Consider the following 18,033-nt stretch of genomic DNA (forward strand, 5'->3'; position numbering starts at 1 on the left):
GGTTGCTCCTTGTCTTGAGAAGCGCGCAAGTTGCCGGATGTGAGAACGAAGATCAAGCTCTTAGGCGTTCAGATACCGCGCGATCACGGCCCGGTAACGGCCATCCAGCGAATAACCACCGACGAGAATAGCGCCATCCGCTTGTAAGGCCAGTGAGTTTGCCGTGTCGAGACTGTGTCCCAGGCGGGTGCGCAGCCAGCCACTGCCATGGCCGAAGCTTGGGTCCAGGCAGCCATCGGCGTGGTAACGGGCCACGATGAAATCTGCTTCGACCCCGCCAATGGTTGCACCTGCGGCGATGATTCGGCCATCTGCCATGCGCTGGGCGGCGCTCCATTGGCAGCCGCTCGGACCGATGTCCAGCAGTTGCGGCTGGCCGTTATTGCGATGCAGGTCGGGGCGACCATTGGGGTGAAGGCTGAAGGCCAGGCAGCGAAGCGGGTCGAAACTGCTGCCGAAACAGTGCAGGGCGTCTTCGGATTCAAGGACCCGACTGATCTGCGCGCTTCTCCCATCAGCCTTGATTGCCATGAAGCCGTCTACTGCGAAGCGCTCGTCAAGGCGACCATCGGGCAGATAGCGCGCCAACAGACCTTCCTGGGGGAAATCGATTGAACCGCCCACCACGATCCGCCCGTCTTCCTGCAGCAGTAGGCTACTGAGCCAGGTATTGAGCAACAGATGGCGGATCATCACGAAGCCGCGACCGTTGAAGGTTTCATCCAGGCTGGCGTCGGGTTTGAGTCGAATCAGCATGCCGGCATGGTCAGCGAGTTCGAAGTGGTGGTTGGCGATCAGCAGAATATGCCCGTCGGCCTGTACCGCTAAGTCGCAGGCCTCAGCACCCGGTACGCCCGGAGGCAGCCAGGGGTCACGGGAGCCCATGGACAAATCGCCCGGCAGGCATACAACTTTGCGGCCATTATCCCCAAACGTTTGATCCGGTCTGCCTTGCGCGTCGAACAGGGCGACGGCGGGCAGAGTGCGATGGGTGTTTTCATAGTGCAGGCCGGCCAGCAGAATGCGTCCATCGGGCAACGCCTGCACTTTGCCGGCCATGGCCTCGAAACCAGGGGCAAACGTGTCGATCACGCTGCCTTGATCACCGAATGAAAGATCGGTGGAACCATCGGCGAGCAACCGAGCAAGGCCGAAACGGCTGCCTTGTGCAAGGCCGACTTTGGCTGCCACAAGAATCCGGCCCTGCGCATCCAGCGCAACATCTTGAGTCAGGCTGGACACACTGTCGGGAAAATAAACCTGGGCGACTCCGTTGGCGGCAAATGTCGTGTCGAGTTGACCGGCATTATTCAATGGCGTCGGGAGCAGGTAAGTGTTCAAAGTTGACATGCACGCATCTCCTTGCGAGTTGACCAGGACCGGGGGCCGATCGGGTAACTGCATGAGCGGAACATTCAATCCCTGAACAGAGGGAAGTACAACTGTAAGAACTAACAGGTGGAGGGTCACACTGTGCCAGAACAGTGTCTTTTTGAACCAATGGCAAGCCTGCCAAGCAGTTACGTTGCCGCGCGATGCTGAAAGTTGTACAGAAGTGTGGGGAGCTTAATAGAAATAGCAACTAAGAAAAGAAAAGCGAATGACCTCAAAGTCATCCGCTTTACCCAGCTTTCAATGTGGCATCGACCACGATTGCAACGCATAACCCTCTTCGCTCAGTTCGGCGCGAGCCTGCTGCAGCAACTGTTCCAGCTGTGCCGGGTCGGAGTAGGCGGTACTCGGAATCTGTTTACGGCCGATTCGTGAGTTGGTGCGGTCGATAACAGTCAGACTCAATTCGCCATTGCCGTCTTGTGGGGCCCAGGCCACGCACTGGAAAGGTTGGAACGCGTGGTTGGCAATCAAAAGAGCTTCGTTGATACGGAGCGGGGCGGTCATGGGGTTTTCTCTCTTTAGTGCCCAATCAAGTGATAGGCCGTCGGTTGGGCTCACCGATCGGCTGGTTACTTGTACTGATGCACGCAACCGGGGAGCAGGTCACACTTGAAACAAAGAAATTTGAAATTTCTTTTATGCCGTCGGATTTTCTGGAGGTTTTGAAAGTTTGCTGAAAGAAACGAAGTCGATAGCTAACTAATAATTACGTTTCTTATAACGTGTTTGCTTGTAGACCTATAAGCAATCGATACAAGGCGCCGTCAAATTCTTGCTAATGTTACAGCCAGGTCTGCCAAATGACTGTTTTTAAAATAAATTCCTTTAATTTGGCGCCAAGGAACAGTCATGAGTGAAGCGCCCGCATTACGACGTTTATTGGTGGTCGACCCCTGCGACGACTGTCACCGCTTACTACCCGGTCTGCGGGCGGCAGGCTGGGATGTCGACAGCTGTAGCCTGGAAAACGCCGCCGACCGTAGCTGTGATGTCGGCTTGCTGCGTTTGCAGCCTTTTCACCTGGAACGTCCCGAAGCCGTCAAGGAACTGATAAGTCGCAGCGGCACTGAATGGATCGCTGTGCTCAATCAGGAAGTCCTGCGCTTGCAGAACGTCGGTGACTTCGTCTGTGAATGGTTTTTCGATTTCCATACCTTACCCTTTGACGTGTCGCGGGTGCAGGTCACCCTCGGCCGCGCGTTCGGCATGGCGCGCTTGCGCGGGCAGGGCACGATCCACATTGATCAGCCGGAGCACGAACTGCTCGGCGACAGCAAACCGATTCGCGAACTACGCAAACTCCTGAGCAAACTGGCGCCCACCGAGTCGCCCGTGTTGATTCGCGGCGAAAGCGGCACCGGTAAGGAGCTGGTTGCACGCACGCTGCATCGTCAATCCCAGCGTCACAACAAGCCGTTCGTGGCGATCAACTGCGGTGCAATTCCTGAACATTTGATCCAGTCCGAACTGTTCGGGCACGAAAAAGGTGCGTTTACCGGCGCTCATCAGCGAAAGGTCGGGCGCATCGAAGCGGCCAATGGCGGCACGTTGTTTCTCGATGAAATCGGCGATTTGCCGCTGGAACTGCAAGCCAATCTGCTGCGCTTTCTTCAGGAAAAACACATTGAGCGGGTAGGGGGCAGTCAGCCGATCCCGGTTGATGTGCGCGTTCTGGCGGCGACTCACGTCGATCTGGAAGCCGCCATCGACAAGAAGCTCTTTCGCGAAGACCTGTATTACCGCCTCAACGTTTTGCAAGTCGCCACCGCGCCGCTGCGTGAGCGCCACGGCGATCTGTCGATGCTGGCCAACCACTTTTCCCACTTCTACAGCCACGAAACCGGACGCCGACCGCGCAGTTTCAGTGAAGATGCGCTGATTGCCATGGGCAAACACGATTGGCCGGGCAACGTGCGCGAACTGGCCAACCGCGTGCGTCGAGGTCTTGTTTTGGCCGAAGGTCGGCAGATCGAAGCGCGCGACCTGGGATTGATCAGCCAGCACTCGATCGCCACACCGATGGGGACGCTGGAGGACTATAAAACCCGCGCCGAACGCCAGGCGCTGTGCGATGTGTTGAACCGGCACAGCGACAACCTCAGTGTCGCGGCCAAGGTGCTTGGCGTTTCGCGGCCGACTTTTTATCGCTTGTTGCACAAGCATCAGATCCGCTAGGGCGGGGGAAACGAACAAGGCCCGCTGCGACGTAATCGCAGCGGGCCTTGTTCGTGATCGAGCGGTCAGAAGTAGTACGGGAATTTCAGGCTGAAGGAAAAGTCCGGGGCATCATCGGTCAAGCCGATGGACAGGTTGGGAACGATGGTCAGGTTATCGGTGGCCGCAACGGTCATGCCGATGTTGAAGTAGCCGGCGTTGGCATCACTGGACACCACCGACTGCCAATCCCCGCCGTCTTGTTTGAGCTTGCTTTGACGTTGCACCAGATCAGATACCGAGAACGACATACTCATCTTTTCGTTCAAGGCGAAGGCTACACCGGCGCCGATCTGGAAGCTGTCGCCGATTCGCACTTTGCCAGGGGTCTTCTGGTTGACGGTCGAACTGATGTCGTCGAACGATTCCTCAAGGTTATGTGTGTAGGACAAGCTGCCGAACAACACCGCCGGGTCGAAGGTCTTGACCAGCGAGATGCCTGGCGTAATCGACCAGACGCCGTTGCCGGTCGGCAGGGTGTCCGGCACGAACAGGTTGGTGTTGGCGTCGGTCTGGCGCAACTTGATGCCGAAGGGGTCCTTGCCCGTTGGCGCCTTCACGCGCAAGGTGACCACTGCGTCCGGGGAGTTGACGGACTCGTCCATGAATTTATAGGCGATACCAAAGTTGACGTCGCCAATGGTTGGATCTCGCGTAACGTCCTGTTCGGTTGTTACGCCGGCAGCCCCCTGATTACCGCCACCGGACTGATAGGTCGATTCTCGGTACACCACTGGCACGTTCAGATCAAACTGCCAGCGATTGTTGAAGTTGTAGCGGCCGGTGACGTCCAGCGTCCAGGTATCGGCCTTGATACGGTCAAGGTTGATGTTGCCGAGAAAAATTGAATCCAGTGCGAGAAAACCATTCAGGATCAACTGACGGGTGTCATAACGCGAGTAGGTAACGCCGGTTTCGAGACTGAATTTACCGCCACCAAAAAAGCCACTGGCTTCGTCATACAGGTTGGATACGCTTTGCGCCGGTTGTGAATCGTCGGCCAGCGACTGCCCGTAGCCACTGCCCCCGGCAGCGCCTCCGGATGCAGTGGCAGAGCCAGTGCGGTTTGCAACGGCATTGCGTTTCATGTCCGCAGGCGATTTGACCAAGCGCTTGGGAGGAGGGGCTACGGGTTGTTCCTCTACCTGGCGGACTCGTTGTTCGAGCACCGCCAGGGCCTTTTGTTGTACTTCGTATCGTTGTTTTAGTTCCAGAAGTTCTTGCTTGAGTGTTGCGACGTCCGCGTCGGGTGCTGCTTGCAGCATGGCGGCGGGAAGAAGCGTACTCAAACAAACCGCTGTACGCAGTGATACTGATCGATACATGAATAAGCCGTCCCTTTAAACCCAATGATCGAGACTCAGCGTAGTTCAATATCCGATGTTGCGTAGGGCTCTGAGTTGACTCAGGTTACAGTCCAATGCACCGGCGCTCATGCCGTTATTGTTCAGAACTACGTTGAGTTGGGTCATGTTGTTGACCACGTTGGCACTGCCGAGCAAACGGGTGTTTTGCAGCAAACCACCCTGGGCGACCTGTTGCAGGGATGTACCCTGATTTCCGGAGGCCTGAATAGCCATTTGGATGCCACTGCCGGTGGCCGAAACGGCCACATTCCCGGCAGCATTACCACCGGTGATGGTTTGTCCGGCCATCAACGCCTGTCCTTGAGCGGGTACCAGCGCGGGAGCTTTGGAAGCTTCCGAGACATTGATTGCGACGTTGTTGTAGGCCGTGTTGCTGTCGCCGGCGGCGCGCACGCTTTGCGTCACGCCCTGGCTGCTGTTGAGGGCGGCGCCACCGGTGATCGTACCGGTGCCCGCTGTCAGGGTGCTGCCGTTGCCGTGTTCCTTGATTGTCTGGACATAGAATTCGGGTTTTACGGTTGCCGCTTGAAGTTGCATTGAGGTCGATGCCCCGATCAGGTCACCACTGGCATTGCGCCAGGTACTGCTCATGACAATACCGAAGCTGATGATACGCCCCGGCATGACATAACGACCGCGTAGCTCGGCGAGCTCTTGGTCCTTGACTTCGATGGGTTTGAATCCTGCATTGGCGTAGCCTGACGCGCTCGCTGCCAGGCAGGCGGCGGCCAGCCAGTATGAGGTTTTCATCTGCTGCTCCCGGGACGTCCAGTCCCATTCTTTTATCGGCGATTAAAAGAAGTCGCTCTGTATGAATCCGAAGTCCATCAACTCGGCGTCTCGGACAGGGTTGAAACCATCGAGTTTGTTCTTGGCGGTCAGCGGTGTCGGAGGGCTTCGTAACGCATTGGTTTTGTCATATCCGGGACCGACGATGGCGAAGACAATGCCGTTCCAACCTTTGACAAAGTCATCGTGGACGTAGCGTTTGTGGCCTAAAACCGGGTCTGCGATGTACACCCAATCCTTGTCCGCACGCTGCAACACCACGAAATGCTTGTAGCCGCGAATCTCCATCAGTACCACTACCGGAATGGTCACCGCTTCGAGTTTCTCGGGCGGAATCCGGTAACCCCTGGCGCGCATGCCGATGGTTTCAACGTAGCGCTTCATGTCCAGCATGGAAAAACCTTGAGTGCGAACAAGGTCCGGGTCGGAATTGACCAGCATGCCTTTGATGATGTGCTCCTCATCGACGTCGAGCCAATAGGCCTGGCGTAACACCGTGGCCAGTGCGGCGGCGCCGCAACTGAAATCGGTTTTCTGTTCGACGATGTCGGAAAACTTGCGCTCACGAATGCTTTGCACGTTCTTGTAGACGAGTGTGCCGCCGGGAAGGGCAGCCACAGGCATCTGGGCAGCCTGGGTCAGGCCGGACAAGCAGAGCAGAGCGAAAAGGGCAGTCTTACGCATGATCGATACGCCTTTGCGGACTGAGGAAAAGCCCCGTTTCCGGGGCTTTCGTTTCGATCGCGATTACATGCAGGCTTTGCAACCTGCAGCGATGGACAGCGAGTTGCTTTGTTGGTTGCCCACACCCGCCGAGACGTTGGCTCCACCGTTGCCGGAGAAGTTGTTCATCGAGCCAGTCATGTTGGCAGTGTTGGTGACTGGGTTTTTCCAGCCATCTTTGGTCAGCACTTGTTGAGTGGTTACGCCAGCGAGGCCAAAAGTACCCACGGCTTCGAACTTGGCTTTTTGATCGTCATTGCCACCACCATGGCCACCTTTGTTGTCGTACCCACCGTGGTGGCTGTCATCGCCTTCGATGGTTGCAGTGCCTTTGGCTTTAAACACACCAGCGGCTGCAAAAGTGCCGGTAAGGGTGTCTTTTTTGTAGGTTTGCACACCTTTGTTTTCGACCACCAGGCCAGTGGAAGACTGGTTGGCCGCGGCGGCGGCCTGAGCGACACGACCGCCCGATACAGCGATAGCCAGGTTGTTTTTCTGTTGGTTGAAGTTGCCAGCCGTCACGTTGACGCCGATGTTGCCGGAGCCGTTGTTGCCTGCATTGTTAAGTGTGGCGTTGTTGACGGTCGACGAATTTTTTACGTAGTTGTTGTTGTTGACCTGAGTTGCACTCGAGGCAGCAACAGCAGTGCCGAAGATGAAGCTTTCGTCGGCGGTCGCCAGAGCGGCAGCGTTGTCTTGTTGGTTACCGTCGCCTGCTGCGGTGTTGGCACCCATGTTGCCGTTGGAACCGTTGAGCGAGTTGTCGGTGGTGGCGTTGTTTTTGGTGCCCTGGTTTTTCACCACGTTGCCGTCGCTGTTTTGTGTATCCAGTACAGCGGCGCCGGCGCCGGCAGTGATTTGCAGGAGTTGCTCCAGGGTTGGGCCTTTTGGTGGAGGAGGCTGGTGACCATGACCGCCGTTGTTACCATGATCGTTACCGCCTGCCTGAGCTGCCATTGCCATTACTGCTGCAAGAGCGAAAACCAGTGGTTTAAGAGCCATTGTAGGTTTCATGGTGTTTCTCCGTGCTTATTAGTTGGTTAAGTGTTGGGACTTTTCTAATTGCACTGCTTTTTTTGTTTGGGTCAGTCTGCGACCCGGATGCTCAGGGTGTTAGCCATACGGTTCCCCACCCCGGCACTCTGGTTCACCTGGATGACCCCTCGGCTGCCGGTGAAGGCCTGATCACTTGTCGTGACCTGGCGACTGCCGGGTGAGGTACCAGTTGCTCCTGAGCTCGGTAACAACGCCACGTTCTGTTGGGAAAGGGCGCTATCGTCAACGCTCTGCGGGGCAGCACTGATGCTGACGCGCGTCACGTTGGCCATCTGGTTGTTGGCACCGGCGCCCTGGTTTACGCCCAGGATTCCGTTGCCATTACTGAAAGAGGTGCCGCCAATGGTGGCGCTGGCATTCATCGACCGGTCGGCCGGTGTGTCGATTCGCTGCCTGACGATGGTGCTGGCGCTGGCGTCGGTGCCAATCGCAATGGCTTTGGTATTGGCTTGCTGCATCTGATCACCGGCGGCCTGGTTGACATTGAAGTTGCCGCGGTATTGCACGCCAGAATCCTGGATGTTGGCGTTGTTTACCGAACCAGGGTCAGCCGCCATAGCGCTGGTGCAGCCGATCAAGGCAAGCAGGAGCAGGGAGCGATTCATCTCATTGGCCTCCAGCCATGCGGGTCAACGGAGCCAGTCCAGTGCTCATCGCACGGTTGACTGTGTTGGAGATCGAGCCGCCGGCACCGCCGCCATGGCCGGCACTCATGCCTGGCATACCGCTGGGGTTGGTCAGGGTGTTCATGCCGGGCAGATTCGAATTGGGTGTGGTGATGTTGCCGCGAATCGACGAGCCGCTGGCGACGCTGGCAAAGTCACCGTCGCTCAGTTCGGTATTGCTCAGAGTCTGGTTGATTCGCGCCGATGGGTTGGCGTTAACGGTGGTCGGGTAGGGGTCTTTGCCACCATTACGCCCGATAGGAATCGGCTGGACATCGCGGTTGAGGACGATCACGCCATTGCCTTCGGCCTGAACGTTGAAACTGAGGATGGTGCTGGCGGCTGATCCGATCAGCAGAAGGCAGGTCAAGCCTTTTTTGAAATTCCCCACGGCTGCAATTCCTTCTTCAGTGGGCTGGCCCTAGTCAGCGTTGTGAAGGAGATAGCGAATGCTGTGCCGCTTTATGATTGTTCAGGAATTTCAATGGGTTACTGGAAATGGATACGACGCAGATACAGGAACTGTTTCAGCGTTGAAACAGGCTGGTAGGCGAGTATCCGACCAAAGTCGATACAAAGCTCTGGAAGAAGGGGTTGCGCCAATGTGTTTCAGCAACTTAACAACTGGCATGACAAAGCGATGAATGCCACTGAGACGGGCGCTTTGCACTCAGGCGAGTGTTTCAGAAACGGACACTTTTGCCCGCGAGATGGGGGCAATGGGGTCGGCGCCCCTAGGAATCGGCTGATTCAGCCAGTAATCGCTCGACCGCAGCAAAGGCTTGCGCCTGGCGGTCGGTCCAATGGCCCTGAATGATCTGAAACGGTTGTCGATGCTGCTTAAGCCAGTCGTGGGTGGCCTGGTAAAACCCTAAACGCTCGCCAAGATCCGGCTGGCAGCGTTGACCGTCATCGGTCCAGTCGATCTGCTCCGGGCACAACAGCAGGTGCAAGTCGTAATGCCGGGCCAGCAACTGCGGCTCCAGCCAGGCCGGGCAATCACCGAACAAGGTCTGGCTCCACAGGATGTTGCTCAACAGGTGGGTGTCGAGAATCAGCAGTGGCGGCTGTTGCGCCCGCGCCTGATCCTCCCATTGCAGTTGGCCACGGGCGATCTCGGGGACATCGGCCAGACAAGTATCCCGTGGGTGCTGCTCGATAAAAAATCGTACGTATTCGTCGACGCGCAAGCCACCGAAATGCTGCTGAAGGCCCGCCGCCAGCCAGCTCTTGCCGGTGGACTCGGGGCCGGTCAGAACCACGACTTTCATGTGCGCAACGCCGGATCAACCCGCCATTCACGCCAGCCTTGTACAGCCAGCAGGGTGAACAGGCCGTACAACGCAGCGGTGAGGTAAAGCCCTTTATAGATAAACAATCCGACAAAGATCACATCAAGCACGAACCACAGTGCCCAGCATTGCAGACGTTTTTGCGCCATCCACAACTGTGCCACCAGGCTGAAACCCGTGAGTGCTGCGTCCAGCCACGGTTGCGCAGCGTCGGTCCAGTGAGCCATGGCCGCACCGAGCAACACACTGCCAACCGCGCCAGCACACAGGCCAAGCCAAATCGAGCGGGTGTCGAGGCGGGTCACTTCGCGCCCGTCATGCATCGTCCCGGCACGCGTCCATTGCCACCAGCCGTAGATCTGCAGGGCGGCGTAGATCACTTGCAGCAACATGTCCGAATACAGCTTCACTTCAAAGAAGATCCAGCTATAGAGCAACACCATGACCAGCCCGATGGGCCAGCACCACGGGTTCTGTTTGACCGTCAGCCAGACGGCGATCACGCCGAGGGCGGCAGCAAACAGTTCGAGCCCGGACATGTAGGTTCCTATGGGGGGATTTGAAGGGAGGCGGATTGTACCCAAAAACACGACCGAGGCATTAAGCGCCGCGCCGCCTGACCTGAGGGAGCGAATTCACTCCCTCAGGGGAATGGGGTCAGACGCGGAACTGGCGCAGCAGGCTGTTCAGTTGTTCGCTCAATTGGCCCAGCCGCGCGCTCGCCGCACTCGACTGCTCTGCCGCCATCGCCGTGCTGTGAGACAACCCGGCTGCTTGCGTGACGTTCTGGTTGATGTCCTCAACCACATGCGCCTGTTGCAGCGTCGCGCTGGCAATCGACGCGTTCAGGCCATTGAGATTGCGCAATGCCTGGCCAATGGCGTTCAGGCTGGCACCGGCCAGCCCGGCCTGTTCGATGGTCAGTTGCGAAGCCTTGCTACTGTCGCCGATCACCTTGACCGCCGCTTCGGAGTGATTTTGCAGTCGCTCGATCATCGACTGAATCTCCGCCGTCGACTTCTGGGTACGCTGCGCCAGCAAGCGCACTTCATCCGCCACCACAGCGAATCCCCGCCCCTGTTCGCCTGCGCGCGCCGCTTCGATGGCCGCGTTGAGCGCGAGCAAATTGGTTTGCTCGGCAATCGAACGAATCACTTCCAGCACGCTGCCGATCTGGGTGCTTTCGTCAGCCAAGGTACGAATCACTTCAACGGCTTGATCAATGGTGCCGGACAACTTGTCGATCTGTTGCAGGCTACCGTCGATATTGATCTGACCCTGCTGTGCCTGCGCTTCGGCGTCGCGCATTTCGGCGGCGGCATGCTCCGCGTTCTTAGCCACATCCTGCACACCGTAAGTCACCTCGTTGATCGCGGTGGCGACCAGTTCCATCTGTTGCGATTGTTGCTGGCTGCGTTCCTGGGCCTGCGAGGCATCGTTGCCCAGTTCGCTGGACGACTGGCCGAGGGCGCTGGCCGACACCTGCAAGTCGCCGATGACCCGGCGCAATTTGGCAGTGAACGCGTTGAAGTGACGAGCCAGTTCCGTGACCTCATCCTTGCCGTGGGTATCAAGGCTGCGGGTCAGGTCGCTTTCGCCGCTGGCGATGTTGGCCATGGCGCTTACGGTTTCCTGCAATGGCCGCACGATACTGCGGGCAATCAGAATCACCAGCAGGGCCATGATCAGCGAAATCGCCAGGCCGACGACCGACGCCTTGATGACTTGCCCCTGGAACTCGGCCTGCACATCGTCGACATACACGCCAGAGCCAATCACCCAGCCCCAAGGCTCAAACAACTTGATGTAGGACGTTTTGGCAACAGGTTCGGTAGCGCCGGGTTTTGGCCAACGGTAATCGACCATGCCGGCGCCCTTGGCTTTGGCGATGGCGACCATCTCGTTGAACAGCGCAAAGCCGTCCGGATCGCGGATCGCCGAGAGGTTCTGGCCTTCAAGTTTCGGGTTGGTAGGGTGCATGACCATCACGGGCGTGAGGTCGTTGATCCAGAAATAGTCGCTCTGGTCGTAGCGCAGGCCACGGATGGCGGTAATTGCCTGTTTTTGCGCGGCTTCTCTCGTCAGAGTGCCGGCAGTTTCCAAGTCATGGTAATAGGTCAGCAATCCGCTGGCGGTCTGTACCACATGCTGGGTTTTCTGGGCTTTGGCGTGATACAGGTCATCGTGAATCTGCTTGAGCATCAACACGCCCAAGGTCAGCAACATGACCACGGCCACAATCAAGATGAGCCACAAGCGTCGGCTGATCGACACACTGCGCAAGCTGTTCATAACGCTGTCACTCCCGGTTCTTTTTCTTGTAATAAACGACCGCCAGCATCCAACCACGATTTCGTGAGCGGGCATACGCGACCCAAGTCGTATAACGCGGCAGCGCTAATAAGGCTTGTCTGTTAGGATTTCGGCCCCGCGCGTGAAAACCTGAATCCAAATAAATATTTCACGGAATTTTGACCCTTTCGTGTGGATCCTGAGCGCGCGGAATCGGTACAGCAATATCCGGCTACGCTGATCGCAGTGAACGTCAGAAAATACTATCGGAGCATGCCCGTGCGCATCGCTTTTTGGGGGATTGATGGATCTTTGGACTGCCTTGCAGGCACTGATACTAGGAGTTGTAGAAGGGCTGACGGAGTTTTTGCCCATTTCCAGTACCGGACACCAGATCATCGTTGCAGACCTGCTCAATTTTGGCGGCGAGCGGGCCATGGCGTTCAACATCATTATTCAGCTTGGCGCTATCCTCGCAGTGGTCTGGGAATTTCGTCGCAAGATCCTCGACGTGGTGGTCGGTTTGCCGACTCAGCCCCGCGCGCGGCGCTTCACTGCCAACCTGCTGATCGCTTTCATGCCCGCCGTTGTGCTGGGCGTGATCTTTGCCGATCTGATCCATCAGTATCTGTTCAACCCGATCACCGTGGCTACGGCGCTGGTGGTGGGGGGTGTCATCATGTTGTGGGCTGAACAGCGACAGCATGAGGTTCACGCGGAAACAGTCGATGAGATTCGCTGGACCGACGCACTGAAAATCGGTTTTGCGCAATGCCTGGCAATGATCCCCGGGACATCGCGCTCCGGCTCGACGATCATCGGCGGCCTGCTGTTCGGCCTGTCACGCAAAACCGCCACCGAGTTCTCGTTCTTCCTCGCCATGCCAACCATGGTCGGTGCTGCGGTTTACTCGGGTTTCAAGTATCGCCATCTGTTCGTGCCCGCAGACTTCCCGGTGTTCGCCATCGGTTTCATCACTGCGTTTATCTTCGCGATGATTGCGGTACGCGGTTTGCTCAAGTTCATTGCCAGCCACAGTTATGCAGCGTTTGCCTGGTATCGAATCGTTTTTGGTCTGGTGATTCTGGCAACGTGGCAGTTCGGCTGGGTGGACTGGTCGGCGGCCAAGCCGTGAGTGAATCCCGCGCACGCCGCCCCGAAGGTCGACCTTCGGGCGGCAGTATTCAGAACCTGAAACTGAAACTGAAACTGGTTGTTCTGGCGATCGTCTGCGCGTTGCCGTTATTCGGCTCGCTGTCGATGGGGTGGCGCGGGATATCGCTGGTGCCGTTGGTGGCTTATGGCGTCGTCAGCGTGCTGGCGTTCTTCATGTATTGGGCTGACAAGCGCAAGGCCCGCGCCGATGCGTGGCGCACCCCGGAGAACATTCTTCATGCGGTTGAACTGGCCGGTGGCTGGCCCGGTGCGTTGATCGCTCAGCAGGTTTTCAGGCACAAGACACGCAAGGTCTCGTATCAGATTTTGTTTTGGGTGATCGTCTTGCTGCACCAGGTGTTCTGGATCGACCAGATCTTCCTCGGTTCCAACCTCTTGGCACTGCTCTAAACAACCCGTTGAAGGTGTGTGGGGCGGGCTTGCTCGCCCCCGCAGTTTCGAAGGGGTTTTTTCAGCCGGATTCGGTTACAACCGCAGGCCGACTTGAGTTTTCTTCGGCAGCTTGCTCACCACCAATTGATGCGATCGTTGCAGCAAATCCCGCAACTCCTCAGCGGCCAAAGGGTAGGGCGGGTGCATGATGAACCACTGCGCCCGTGCCAGATAGGGCGCCGGATGAATCCCCGGTCGGTCGCAATGGCCAAGAAACAGATCCTTGTCCACCTTGAACGCCAGCGAATCACCACGAAGCCCTTGCAAGGCAAACATCTTGTTGCCAGCAATCGAAAACACCCGAACGCCACCCCACTTGTAATCTTCGCGCGCGCCCGGCAATGCCAGACAGAACGCGGCCACGTCGGCTTCGTTCATCTTTCCTTGTTTCATAACAACCGCTCCCCACAGGCACTGAACGATTCGACCAAGTGATCGATCCACGCGCGCACGGCCGGCATCACGCCGCGCCGATGCGGATACACCGCTTGCAGCCAGCCGCCGGTCAGCGACCATTCAGGCAGCAACTGCACCAGTGTGCCGTTTTGCAACTCATTTTCGCAGTACATCATTGGCAGCAAGGTGAAGCCTTGGCCTGCCAGGACACAGGTCTTGCGCACGATAAAGTCATCAATGCCCAGGCGCGCTTCCATGTTCAACTCGAAACTTTCGCCATCCTGATCGAACAGTCGCACATGCACCAAGCGATCAGCCTCAAGCGCGCCCAGCACCGGCAGGTTTCTCAAGTCTTGCGGGTGGTTGATTGTTTGCCCCTGGATAAACGCCGGGCTGGCCACCACCACCATTTGCGCCTGACGCAAGCGTCGGGTCACCAACAGCGGGTCTTCATCACCCGGTTCACGCACACGCAGGGCAACGTCGAAACCCTCGGCGACCAAGTCCACACGACGGTTGAGCAGGACTATTTCCAGCTGTACCTGAGGGAATTTGCCAAGGAACTCACTGATGACCAACGGCAGCATCTCCCGCGCCAGGCCGGTCGGGCAGGACACCCGCAAACGGCCACGCGGCTCGCTGGACATACTGGCCACCGCTTCGTCAGCCATTTCCGCTTCCAGCAGCATTGCCTGGCAGTGGCGCAGATATCGTTCGCCGACGGCCGTCAGATTCAGTTGGCGGGTGGTACGTTGCAGCAAGCGCGCACCGAGACGCTCTTCCAGTTCAGCAATGCGCCGCGACAGTCGCGATTTGGGAATGCCCAGCAAGCGCCCGGCGGCCGCGAAGCCGCCAGCCTCGACGACTTTGGCGAAGTAGTAGAGATCGTTGAGGTCTTGCATGCTTGAGATCCGACTGTTCTATCAGTGGGACGAACTATCGCATTGTTGGCGGCTAATCAGCTATTGGTTTGTTGCGTAGGATTGTCTCCATTCCGTCGCCACCGGCGATTCATTCCAGGAGATTCCACATGAAACTGCTGCATATCGATTCGAGCATTCTGGGCGACAACTCGGCTTCCCGTCAGTTGAGCAGCCAAGTCGTCAAAGCCTGGCAAGCTGCAGAGCCAAGCGCCGTAGTGACCTACCGCGACTTGGCCGCTGACGCCATCAGCCACTTCTCGTCGACCACGCTGGTTGCCGCCGGTACGACCGCTGAACTGCGCGACGCCGCACAACAGCATGAAGCCGATCTGAGCGCTTCGACGCTGGCCGAGTTCATCGCCGCCGATGCTATCGTGATCGCCGCGCCGATGTACAATTTCACCGTGCCGACCCAACTTAAGGCCTGGATCGACCGCGTTGCGGTTGCCGGCCAGACCTTCCGTTACACCGAAGCCGGCCCAGAAGGCCTGTGCGGTGGCAAGAAAGTGGTCATCGTCTCTACATCTGGCGGTATCCATGCCGGGCAAGCGAGCGGCATCGCCCACGAGGAATATCTGAAGCTGGTGTTGGGTTTCCTTGGTATCACAGACATTGAGATCGTCCGTGCCGAAGGCCTGGCGTATGGCGAGGAAGTGCGCAACAACGCCATGACTGCTGCTCAAGCGAAGATCAGCGAGCAACTTTTCGCCGCCGCGTAAGGCTTGCGTAAAGAACTGCTCAAGTTCAGGCAATCCCCCAAAAACTCTGTATTCTGGTTCTGCAAGGGCCGAATACGGAGTTCTTTGTTTCTGGCTGTTACATGACATGGCCCAGGTTATGCAGTCAAACAATCAGCGTCTGGATGCATTGTCGTCACAGTTCGTCGAGTTCCCGGCGTTCCGGCTTCACAAAGCAACGGATCTTTCGATTGAGTAACAACAGGGTGGGGCATCCCATGACGCGTCTGAGTGCAACGTTACTGATTTGCCTGCTGAGCAGCCTGAATTCAGTGCAAGCTGCGCCTGGGATTCACCCGGTCTGGAGCGTTGGCTACCACGAGATGACATTCCTCGATCCACTGGATCTGCAACCCATGCGCGCCATCGCGTTCTATCCCTCCAGCGACCGCAAGCACATGAGCCTGCTTGAGGGTTACTCGATTGAGGCCGGCGAAGACACCAAGGTGGCCATGGGCCGTTTTCCGATGCTGATGCTGTCCCACGGCAACACCGGCACACCCTTGGCGCTGCACGATCTCGCCACCTCGCTGGCCCGTAAAGGGTTTGTGGTCGTCGCGGTGATCCACCCCGGTGACAATTCCAAGGATCACAGCCGACTGGGCACCCTGAGCAATCTCTATGGGCGGCCTATCCAGATTTCCGAAGCGATCACCGCCACCCTTGGCGACCGCATGCTGGCGCCGTTCGTCAATGCGGATCAGGTCGGAGTCATCGGATATTCGGCGGGTGGTGAGACGGCGTTGATTCTCTCTGGCGCACAACCGGATCTGGATCGCCTGCGCCGCTATTGCCAAGAGCGGCCGGATGACCGGGACGCCTGCAATACCAAGGGCGAACTCATTGTTGATCGTGATGACTTGCAACCGGTGGCCGACCCGCGTGTTCACGCCTTATTGTTAATGGCGCCGTTGAGTCTGAAATTCGGCCGTCAAACGTTGGCCGATGTGCATGTGCCCGTGCTGCTGTACAGCGGCGATGGCGACAAACTCGTCGCATTCGATAAAAACGCGGCGGCGCTGGCGCGCAAACTGCCGACTGCACCGGACTTCAAGTTACTGGCCGGAGCAGGGCACTTCGTGTTCATGGCGCCGTGTAGCGAAGAGCAGATTCTCGCCATGCCGGCGCTGTGTACCGATGCTGATGGCGTGGATCGTGAAGACATCCACCGCAACCTGATTTCCGAGGCCGGACGATTCTTCGCCCATGCCTTGGGCAAACCGAGCCGAGCGGGGATGCAGACTGCGGATCAATAACGATCTTCAACTCATCGCTATCGATGCGCTTCAGGCTTGAGAATCTGCCCGCCGCTTGAGCAGCAGAGTCAGCCCCAGCCCGGTCACTGACAACAGCGCCGCACTGAAGAAAATCCACGAATACCCCAGATTTAAAGCCACCGCCCCCATCAACGGCCCGGCAATCGCCAGCGCCAGATCAAAGAACACCGCATAAGCACTCAACCCGGCACCACGGCTGGAGTTGGGCACCTGTTTGATCGCCTCGACGCCCAATGCCGGATACACCAGCGACAGGCCGAACCCAGCCATGCCGGCCCCCATCAACGCATACGCCGTGGAGGGCGCCAGCCAAAGCATTACCAAGCCAACGGTTTCAATGATCATGCAGGCAATGGCCGAATTGAAACCGCCGAAGCGACTGATGGCAGAAATGAACAGCAGGCGCGACAGGATGAAACACACGCCGAACACGGTCAGGCAATACGCGGCGCCGCTCCAGCCACGATTAAGGTAATAAAGGGTGATAAAGGTGGTCAGCGTGCCGTATCCGATCGACGCCAGACTCAGGCTGGCGCCAAACGGTGCAATGCGCCCGAACACCGCCCAGAAAGGCAGCCGTTCGCCGCGCACCACCGGCACTGAGGGTTTATTGCGGATCAATAGCAGTGCACCGATGGCAAGCACCGACAGTGCGATGCCGAGACTGGCAAAACCGTAATCGGCGACCATCACCACACCCATCGGCGCGCCGATGGCAATCGCGCCGTAAGAGGCGATGCCGTTCCAGCCGATTGATCGGGCTGTATGTTCGGCCCCTACCTGGCCCATGCACCAACTGATGGTGCCCACCCCGATCAAACCTTGGGCGACGCCCAGCAACAAACGCCCGGCAATCAGAATCAGCAGGCTCGGCAGCGCAAAGCTTTGCAGCAGCGTCGACGCCAGCGTCAGCACACCACTGAACACAATCCCCAGCAGCCCATAAACAATCGCCCGTTTGGTGCCGATGGTGTCCGACACGCGTCCGGCCATCGGCCGACTGAGCAGCGTGGCCAGGTACTGCGAGCCGATCACCAGCCCTGCAATGATGGCGCTGAAACCCAATTGTTCGTGAACATAACCGGGCAACACCGCAATCGGCAGACCGATACAGAGAAAGGCAATAAAGGTATAGAAAACGATGGAAACGATCTGCCGGGTGATCGCGATAGCGCTTTGCGGAGGCTGTTGCTGCGCAGACATGAGGACTCGTTCGGGGGCGGCGGTGGGAGAATTCGCATCATGGCGTGGGCGCGGGACAAAAGGAAGCAGGCTAACTATTTTTCCTGAGAGCTGATG

At 57.8% G+C, this 18,033-nt stretch carries 19 protein-coding genes and 1 pseudogene; 5 read left to right on the forward strand and 15 right to left on the reverse strand.

What is annotated here, in order from left to right:
• Window positions 1-60: 60 nt before the first annotated feature.
• Both K5E40_RS16030 and K5E40_RS16035 read right to left on the reverse strand, forming a co-directional pair.
• Window positions 61-1,350, reverse strand: a complete 1,290-nt coding sequence (locus K5E40_RS16030) for a hypothetical protein (protein WP_221731655.1) — start codon at window positions 1,348-1,350, stop codon at window positions 61-63.
• A 282-nt stretch (window positions 1,351-1,632) separates the two neighbouring features.
• Entirely contained in the window at window positions 1,633-1,899 is a 267-nt protein-coding gene (locus tag K5E40_RS16035) for a hypothetical protein (protein ID WP_221731656.1), read from the reverse strand.
• A gap of 345 nt (window positions 1,900-2,244) precedes the next feature.
• Here K5E40_RS16035 and K5E40_RS16040 point away from each other — a divergent pair, with 345 nt between their 5' ends.
• Window positions 2,245-3,570 (forward strand): sigma-54 dependent transcriptional regulator, encoded by a 1,326-nt coding sequence (locus K5E40_RS16040; protein ID WP_221731657.1) that lies wholly within the window; start codon window positions 2,245-2,247, stop codon window positions 3,568-3,570.
• A gap of 65 nt (window positions 3,571-3,635) precedes the next feature.
• Here K5E40_RS16040 and K5E40_RS16045 read toward each other — a convergent pair whose 3' ends face one another.
• The 10 genes and pseudogenes from K5E40_RS16045 to K5E40_RS35670 form a co-directional block, all read right to left on the reverse strand.
• On the reverse strand, window positions 3,636-4,934 hold the full coding sequence (locus tag K5E40_RS16045; RefSeq protein ID WP_221731658.1) for a hypothetical protein: 1,299 nt from the start codon (window positions 4,932-4,934) through the stop codon (window positions 3,636-3,638).
• A gap of 45 nt (window positions 4,935-4,979) precedes the next feature.
• Window positions 4,980-5,726: a hypothetical protein gene (locus tag K5E40_RS16050; protein WP_221731659.1), complete on the reverse strand. Its 747-nt coding sequence runs from the start codon at window positions 5,724-5,726 to the stop codon at window positions 4,980-4,982.
• Window positions 5,727-5,768: 42 nt separating this feature from the next.
• Window positions 5,769-6,449: a C39 family peptidase gene (locus K5E40_RS16055; protein ID WP_221731660.1), complete on the reverse strand. Its 681-nt coding sequence runs from the start codon at window positions 6,447-6,449 to the stop codon at window positions 5,769-5,771.
• Window positions 6,450-6,512: 63 nt separating this feature from the next.
• Entirely contained in the window at window positions 6,513-7,502 is a 990-nt protein-coding gene (locus tag K5E40_RS16060; RefSeq protein ID WP_221731661.1) for a heme utilization protein, read from the reverse strand.
• A gap of 71 nt (window positions 7,503-7,573) precedes the next feature.
• Window positions 7,574-8,149, reverse strand: a complete 576-nt coding sequence (locus tag K5E40_RS16065; protein WP_221731662.1) for an adhesin — start codon at window positions 8,147-8,149, stop codon at window positions 7,574-7,576.
• Between the two features lies 1 nt (window position 8,150).
• Window positions 8,151-8,600, reverse strand: coding sequence for a hypothetical protein (locus K5E40_RS16070; RefSeq protein WP_221731663.1), 450 nt, complete (start codon window positions 8,598-8,600; stop codon window positions 8,151-8,153).
• Between the two features lie 343 nt (window positions 8,601-8,943).
• Entirely contained in the window at window positions 8,944-9,480 is a 537-nt protein-coding gene (locus K5E40_RS16075; protein WP_221731664.1) for an AAA family ATPase, read from the reverse strand.
• Window positions 9,477-10,040 (reverse strand): nicotinamide riboside transporter PnuC, encoded by a 564-nt coding sequence (gene pnuC / locus K5E40_RS16080; RefSeq protein WP_221731665.1) that lies wholly within the window; start codon window positions 10,038-10,040, stop codon window positions 9,477-9,479. Before pnuC ends, K5E40_RS16075 begins: the two co-directional genes overlap by 4 nt.
• Before the next feature lie 118 nt (window positions 10,041-10,158).
• Window positions 10,159-10,893, reverse strand: coding sequence for a methyl-accepting chemotaxis protein (locus K5E40_RS35665; protein WP_401138962.1), 735 nt, complete (start codon window positions 10,891-10,893; stop codon window positions 10,159-10,161).
• Between the two features lie 123 nt (window positions 10,894-11,016).
• A pseudogene (locus K5E40_RS35670) lies at window positions 11,017-11,868 on the reverse strand (cache domain-containing protein); the annotation flags it as partial.
• Window positions 11,869-12,097: 229 nt separating this feature from the next.
• Between K5E40_RS35670 and K5E40_RS16090 the strand changes: the two are divergent.
• A complete protein-coding gene (locus K5E40_RS16090; RefSeq protein ID WP_221731667.1) occupies window positions 12,098-12,928 on the forward strand; it encodes an undecaprenyl-diphosphate phosphatase in 831 nt (276 codons plus the stop codon).
• Window positions 12,925-13,359 (forward strand): DUF1294 domain-containing protein, encoded by a 435-nt coding sequence (locus K5E40_RS16095; protein WP_221731668.1) that lies wholly within the window; start codon window positions 12,925-12,927, stop codon window positions 13,357-13,359. The genes K5E40_RS16090 and K5E40_RS16095 overlap by 4 nt, the downstream gene beginning before the upstream one ends.
• Before the next feature lie 75 nt (window positions 13,360-13,434).
• Here K5E40_RS16095 and K5E40_RS16100 read toward each other — a convergent pair whose 3' ends face one another.
• Window positions 13,435-13,794 carry an MmcQ/YjbR family DNA-binding protein gene (locus K5E40_RS16100; protein ID WP_221731669.1) on the reverse strand — a complete coding sequence of 120 codons (360 nt, stop codon included), beginning with the start codon at window positions 13,792-13,794 and terminating at the stop codon, window positions 13,435-13,437.
• Entirely contained in the window at window positions 13,791-14,699 is a 909-nt protein-coding gene (locus K5E40_RS16105; RefSeq protein WP_221731670.1) for a LysR substrate-binding domain-containing protein, read from the reverse strand. The genes K5E40_RS16100 and K5E40_RS16105 overlap by 4 nt, the downstream gene beginning before the upstream one ends.
• A 128-nt stretch (window positions 14,700-14,827) precedes the next feature.
• Between K5E40_RS16105 and K5E40_RS16110 the strand changes: the two genes are divergently transcribed.
• On the forward strand, window positions 14,828-15,439 hold the full coding sequence (locus tag K5E40_RS16110) for an FMN-dependent NADH-azoreductase (RefSeq protein WP_221731671.1): 612 nt from the start codon (window positions 14,828-14,830) through the stop codon (window positions 15,437-15,439).
• A gap of 236 nt (window positions 15,440-15,675) precedes the next feature.
• Window positions 15,676-16,713 (forward strand): dienelactone hydrolase, encoded by a 1,038-nt coding sequence (locus tag K5E40_RS16115; RefSeq protein ID WP_221731672.1) that lies wholly within the window; start codon window positions 15,676-15,678, stop codon window positions 16,711-16,713.
• A 30-nt stretch (window positions 16,714-16,743) separates the two neighbouring features.
• Here K5E40_RS16115 and K5E40_RS16120 read toward each other — a convergent pair whose 3' ends face one another.
• Window positions 16,744-17,937, reverse strand: a complete 1,194-nt coding sequence (locus K5E40_RS16120; RefSeq protein ID WP_221731673.1) for an MFS transporter — start codon at window positions 17,935-17,937, stop codon at window positions 16,744-16,746.
• Between the last annotated feature and the right edge of the window lie 96 nt (window positions 17,938-18,033).

Source organism: Pseudomonas baetica (assembly GCF_019733355.1).
Classification (GTDB): Bacteria; Pseudomonadota; Gammaproteobacteria; order Pseudomonadales; family Pseudomonadaceae; genus Aquipseudomonas; species Aquipseudomonas baetica_A.

Coding starts and splice junctions, on each gene's coding strand:
- K5E40_RS16030 (WP_221731655.1), bottom strand. CDS start 1,350: ATGTCAACTTTGAACACTTACCTGCTCCCGACGCCATTGAATAATGCC.
- K5E40_RS16035 (WP_221731656.1), bottom strand. CDS start 1,899: ATGACCGCCCCGCTCCGTATCAACGAAGCTCTTTTGATTGCCAACCAC.
- K5E40_RS16040 (WP_221731657.1), top strand. CDS start 2,245: ATGAGTGAAGCGCCCGCATTACGACGTTTATTGGTGGTCGACCCCTGC.
- K5E40_RS16045 (WP_221731658.1), bottom strand. CDS start 4,934: ATGTATCGATCAGTATCACTGCGTACAGCGGTTTGTTTGAGTACGCTT.
- K5E40_RS16050 (WP_221731659.1), bottom strand. CDS start 5,726: ATGAAAACCTCATACTGGCTGGCCGCCGCCTGCCTGGCAGCGAGCGCG.
- K5E40_RS16055 (WP_221731660.1), bottom strand. CDS start 6,449: ATGCGTAAGACTGCCCTTTTCGCTCTGCTCTGCTTGTCCGGCCTGACC.
- K5E40_RS16060 (WP_221731661.1), bottom strand. CDS start 7,502: ATGAAACCTACAATGGCTCTTAAACCACTGGTTTTCGCTCTTGCAGCA.
- K5E40_RS16065 (WP_221731662.1), bottom strand. CDS start 8,149: ATGAATCGCTCCCTGCTCCTGCTTGCCTTGATCGGCTGCACCAGCGCT.
- K5E40_RS16075 (WP_221731664.1), bottom strand. CDS start 9,480: ATGAAAGTCGTGGTTCTGACCGGCCCCGAGTCCACCGGCAAGAGCTGG.
- pnuC (WP_221731665.1), bottom strand. CDS start 10,040: ATGTCCGGGCTCGAACTGTTTGCTGCCGCCCTCGGCGTGATCGCCGTC.
- K5E40_RS35665 (WP_401138962.1), bottom strand. CDS start 10,893: ATGGAACTGGTCGCCACCGCGATCAACGAGGTGACTTACGGTGTGCAG.
- K5E40_RS16090 (WP_221731667.1), top strand. CDS start 12,098: ATGGATCTTTGGACTGCCTTGCAGGCACTGATACTAGGAGTTGTAGAA.
- K5E40_RS16100 (WP_221731669.1), bottom strand. CDS start 13,794: ATGAAACAAGGAAAGATGAACGAAGCCGACGTGGCCGCGTTCTGTCTG.
- K5E40_RS16105 (WP_221731670.1), bottom strand. CDS start 14,699: ATGCAAGACCTCAACGATCTCTACTACTTCGCCAAAGTCGTCGAGGCT.
- K5E40_RS16110 (WP_221731671.1), top strand. CDS start 14,828: ATGAAACTGCTGCATATCGATTCGAGCATTCTGGGCGACAACTCGGCT.
- K5E40_RS16115 (WP_221731672.1), top strand. CDS start 15,676: ATGACGCGTCTGAGTGCAACGTTACTGATTTGCCTGCTGAGCAGCCTG.
- K5E40_RS16120 (WP_221731673.1), bottom strand. CDS start 17,937: ATGTCTGCGCAGCAACAGCCTCCGCAAAGCGCTATCGCGATCACCCGG.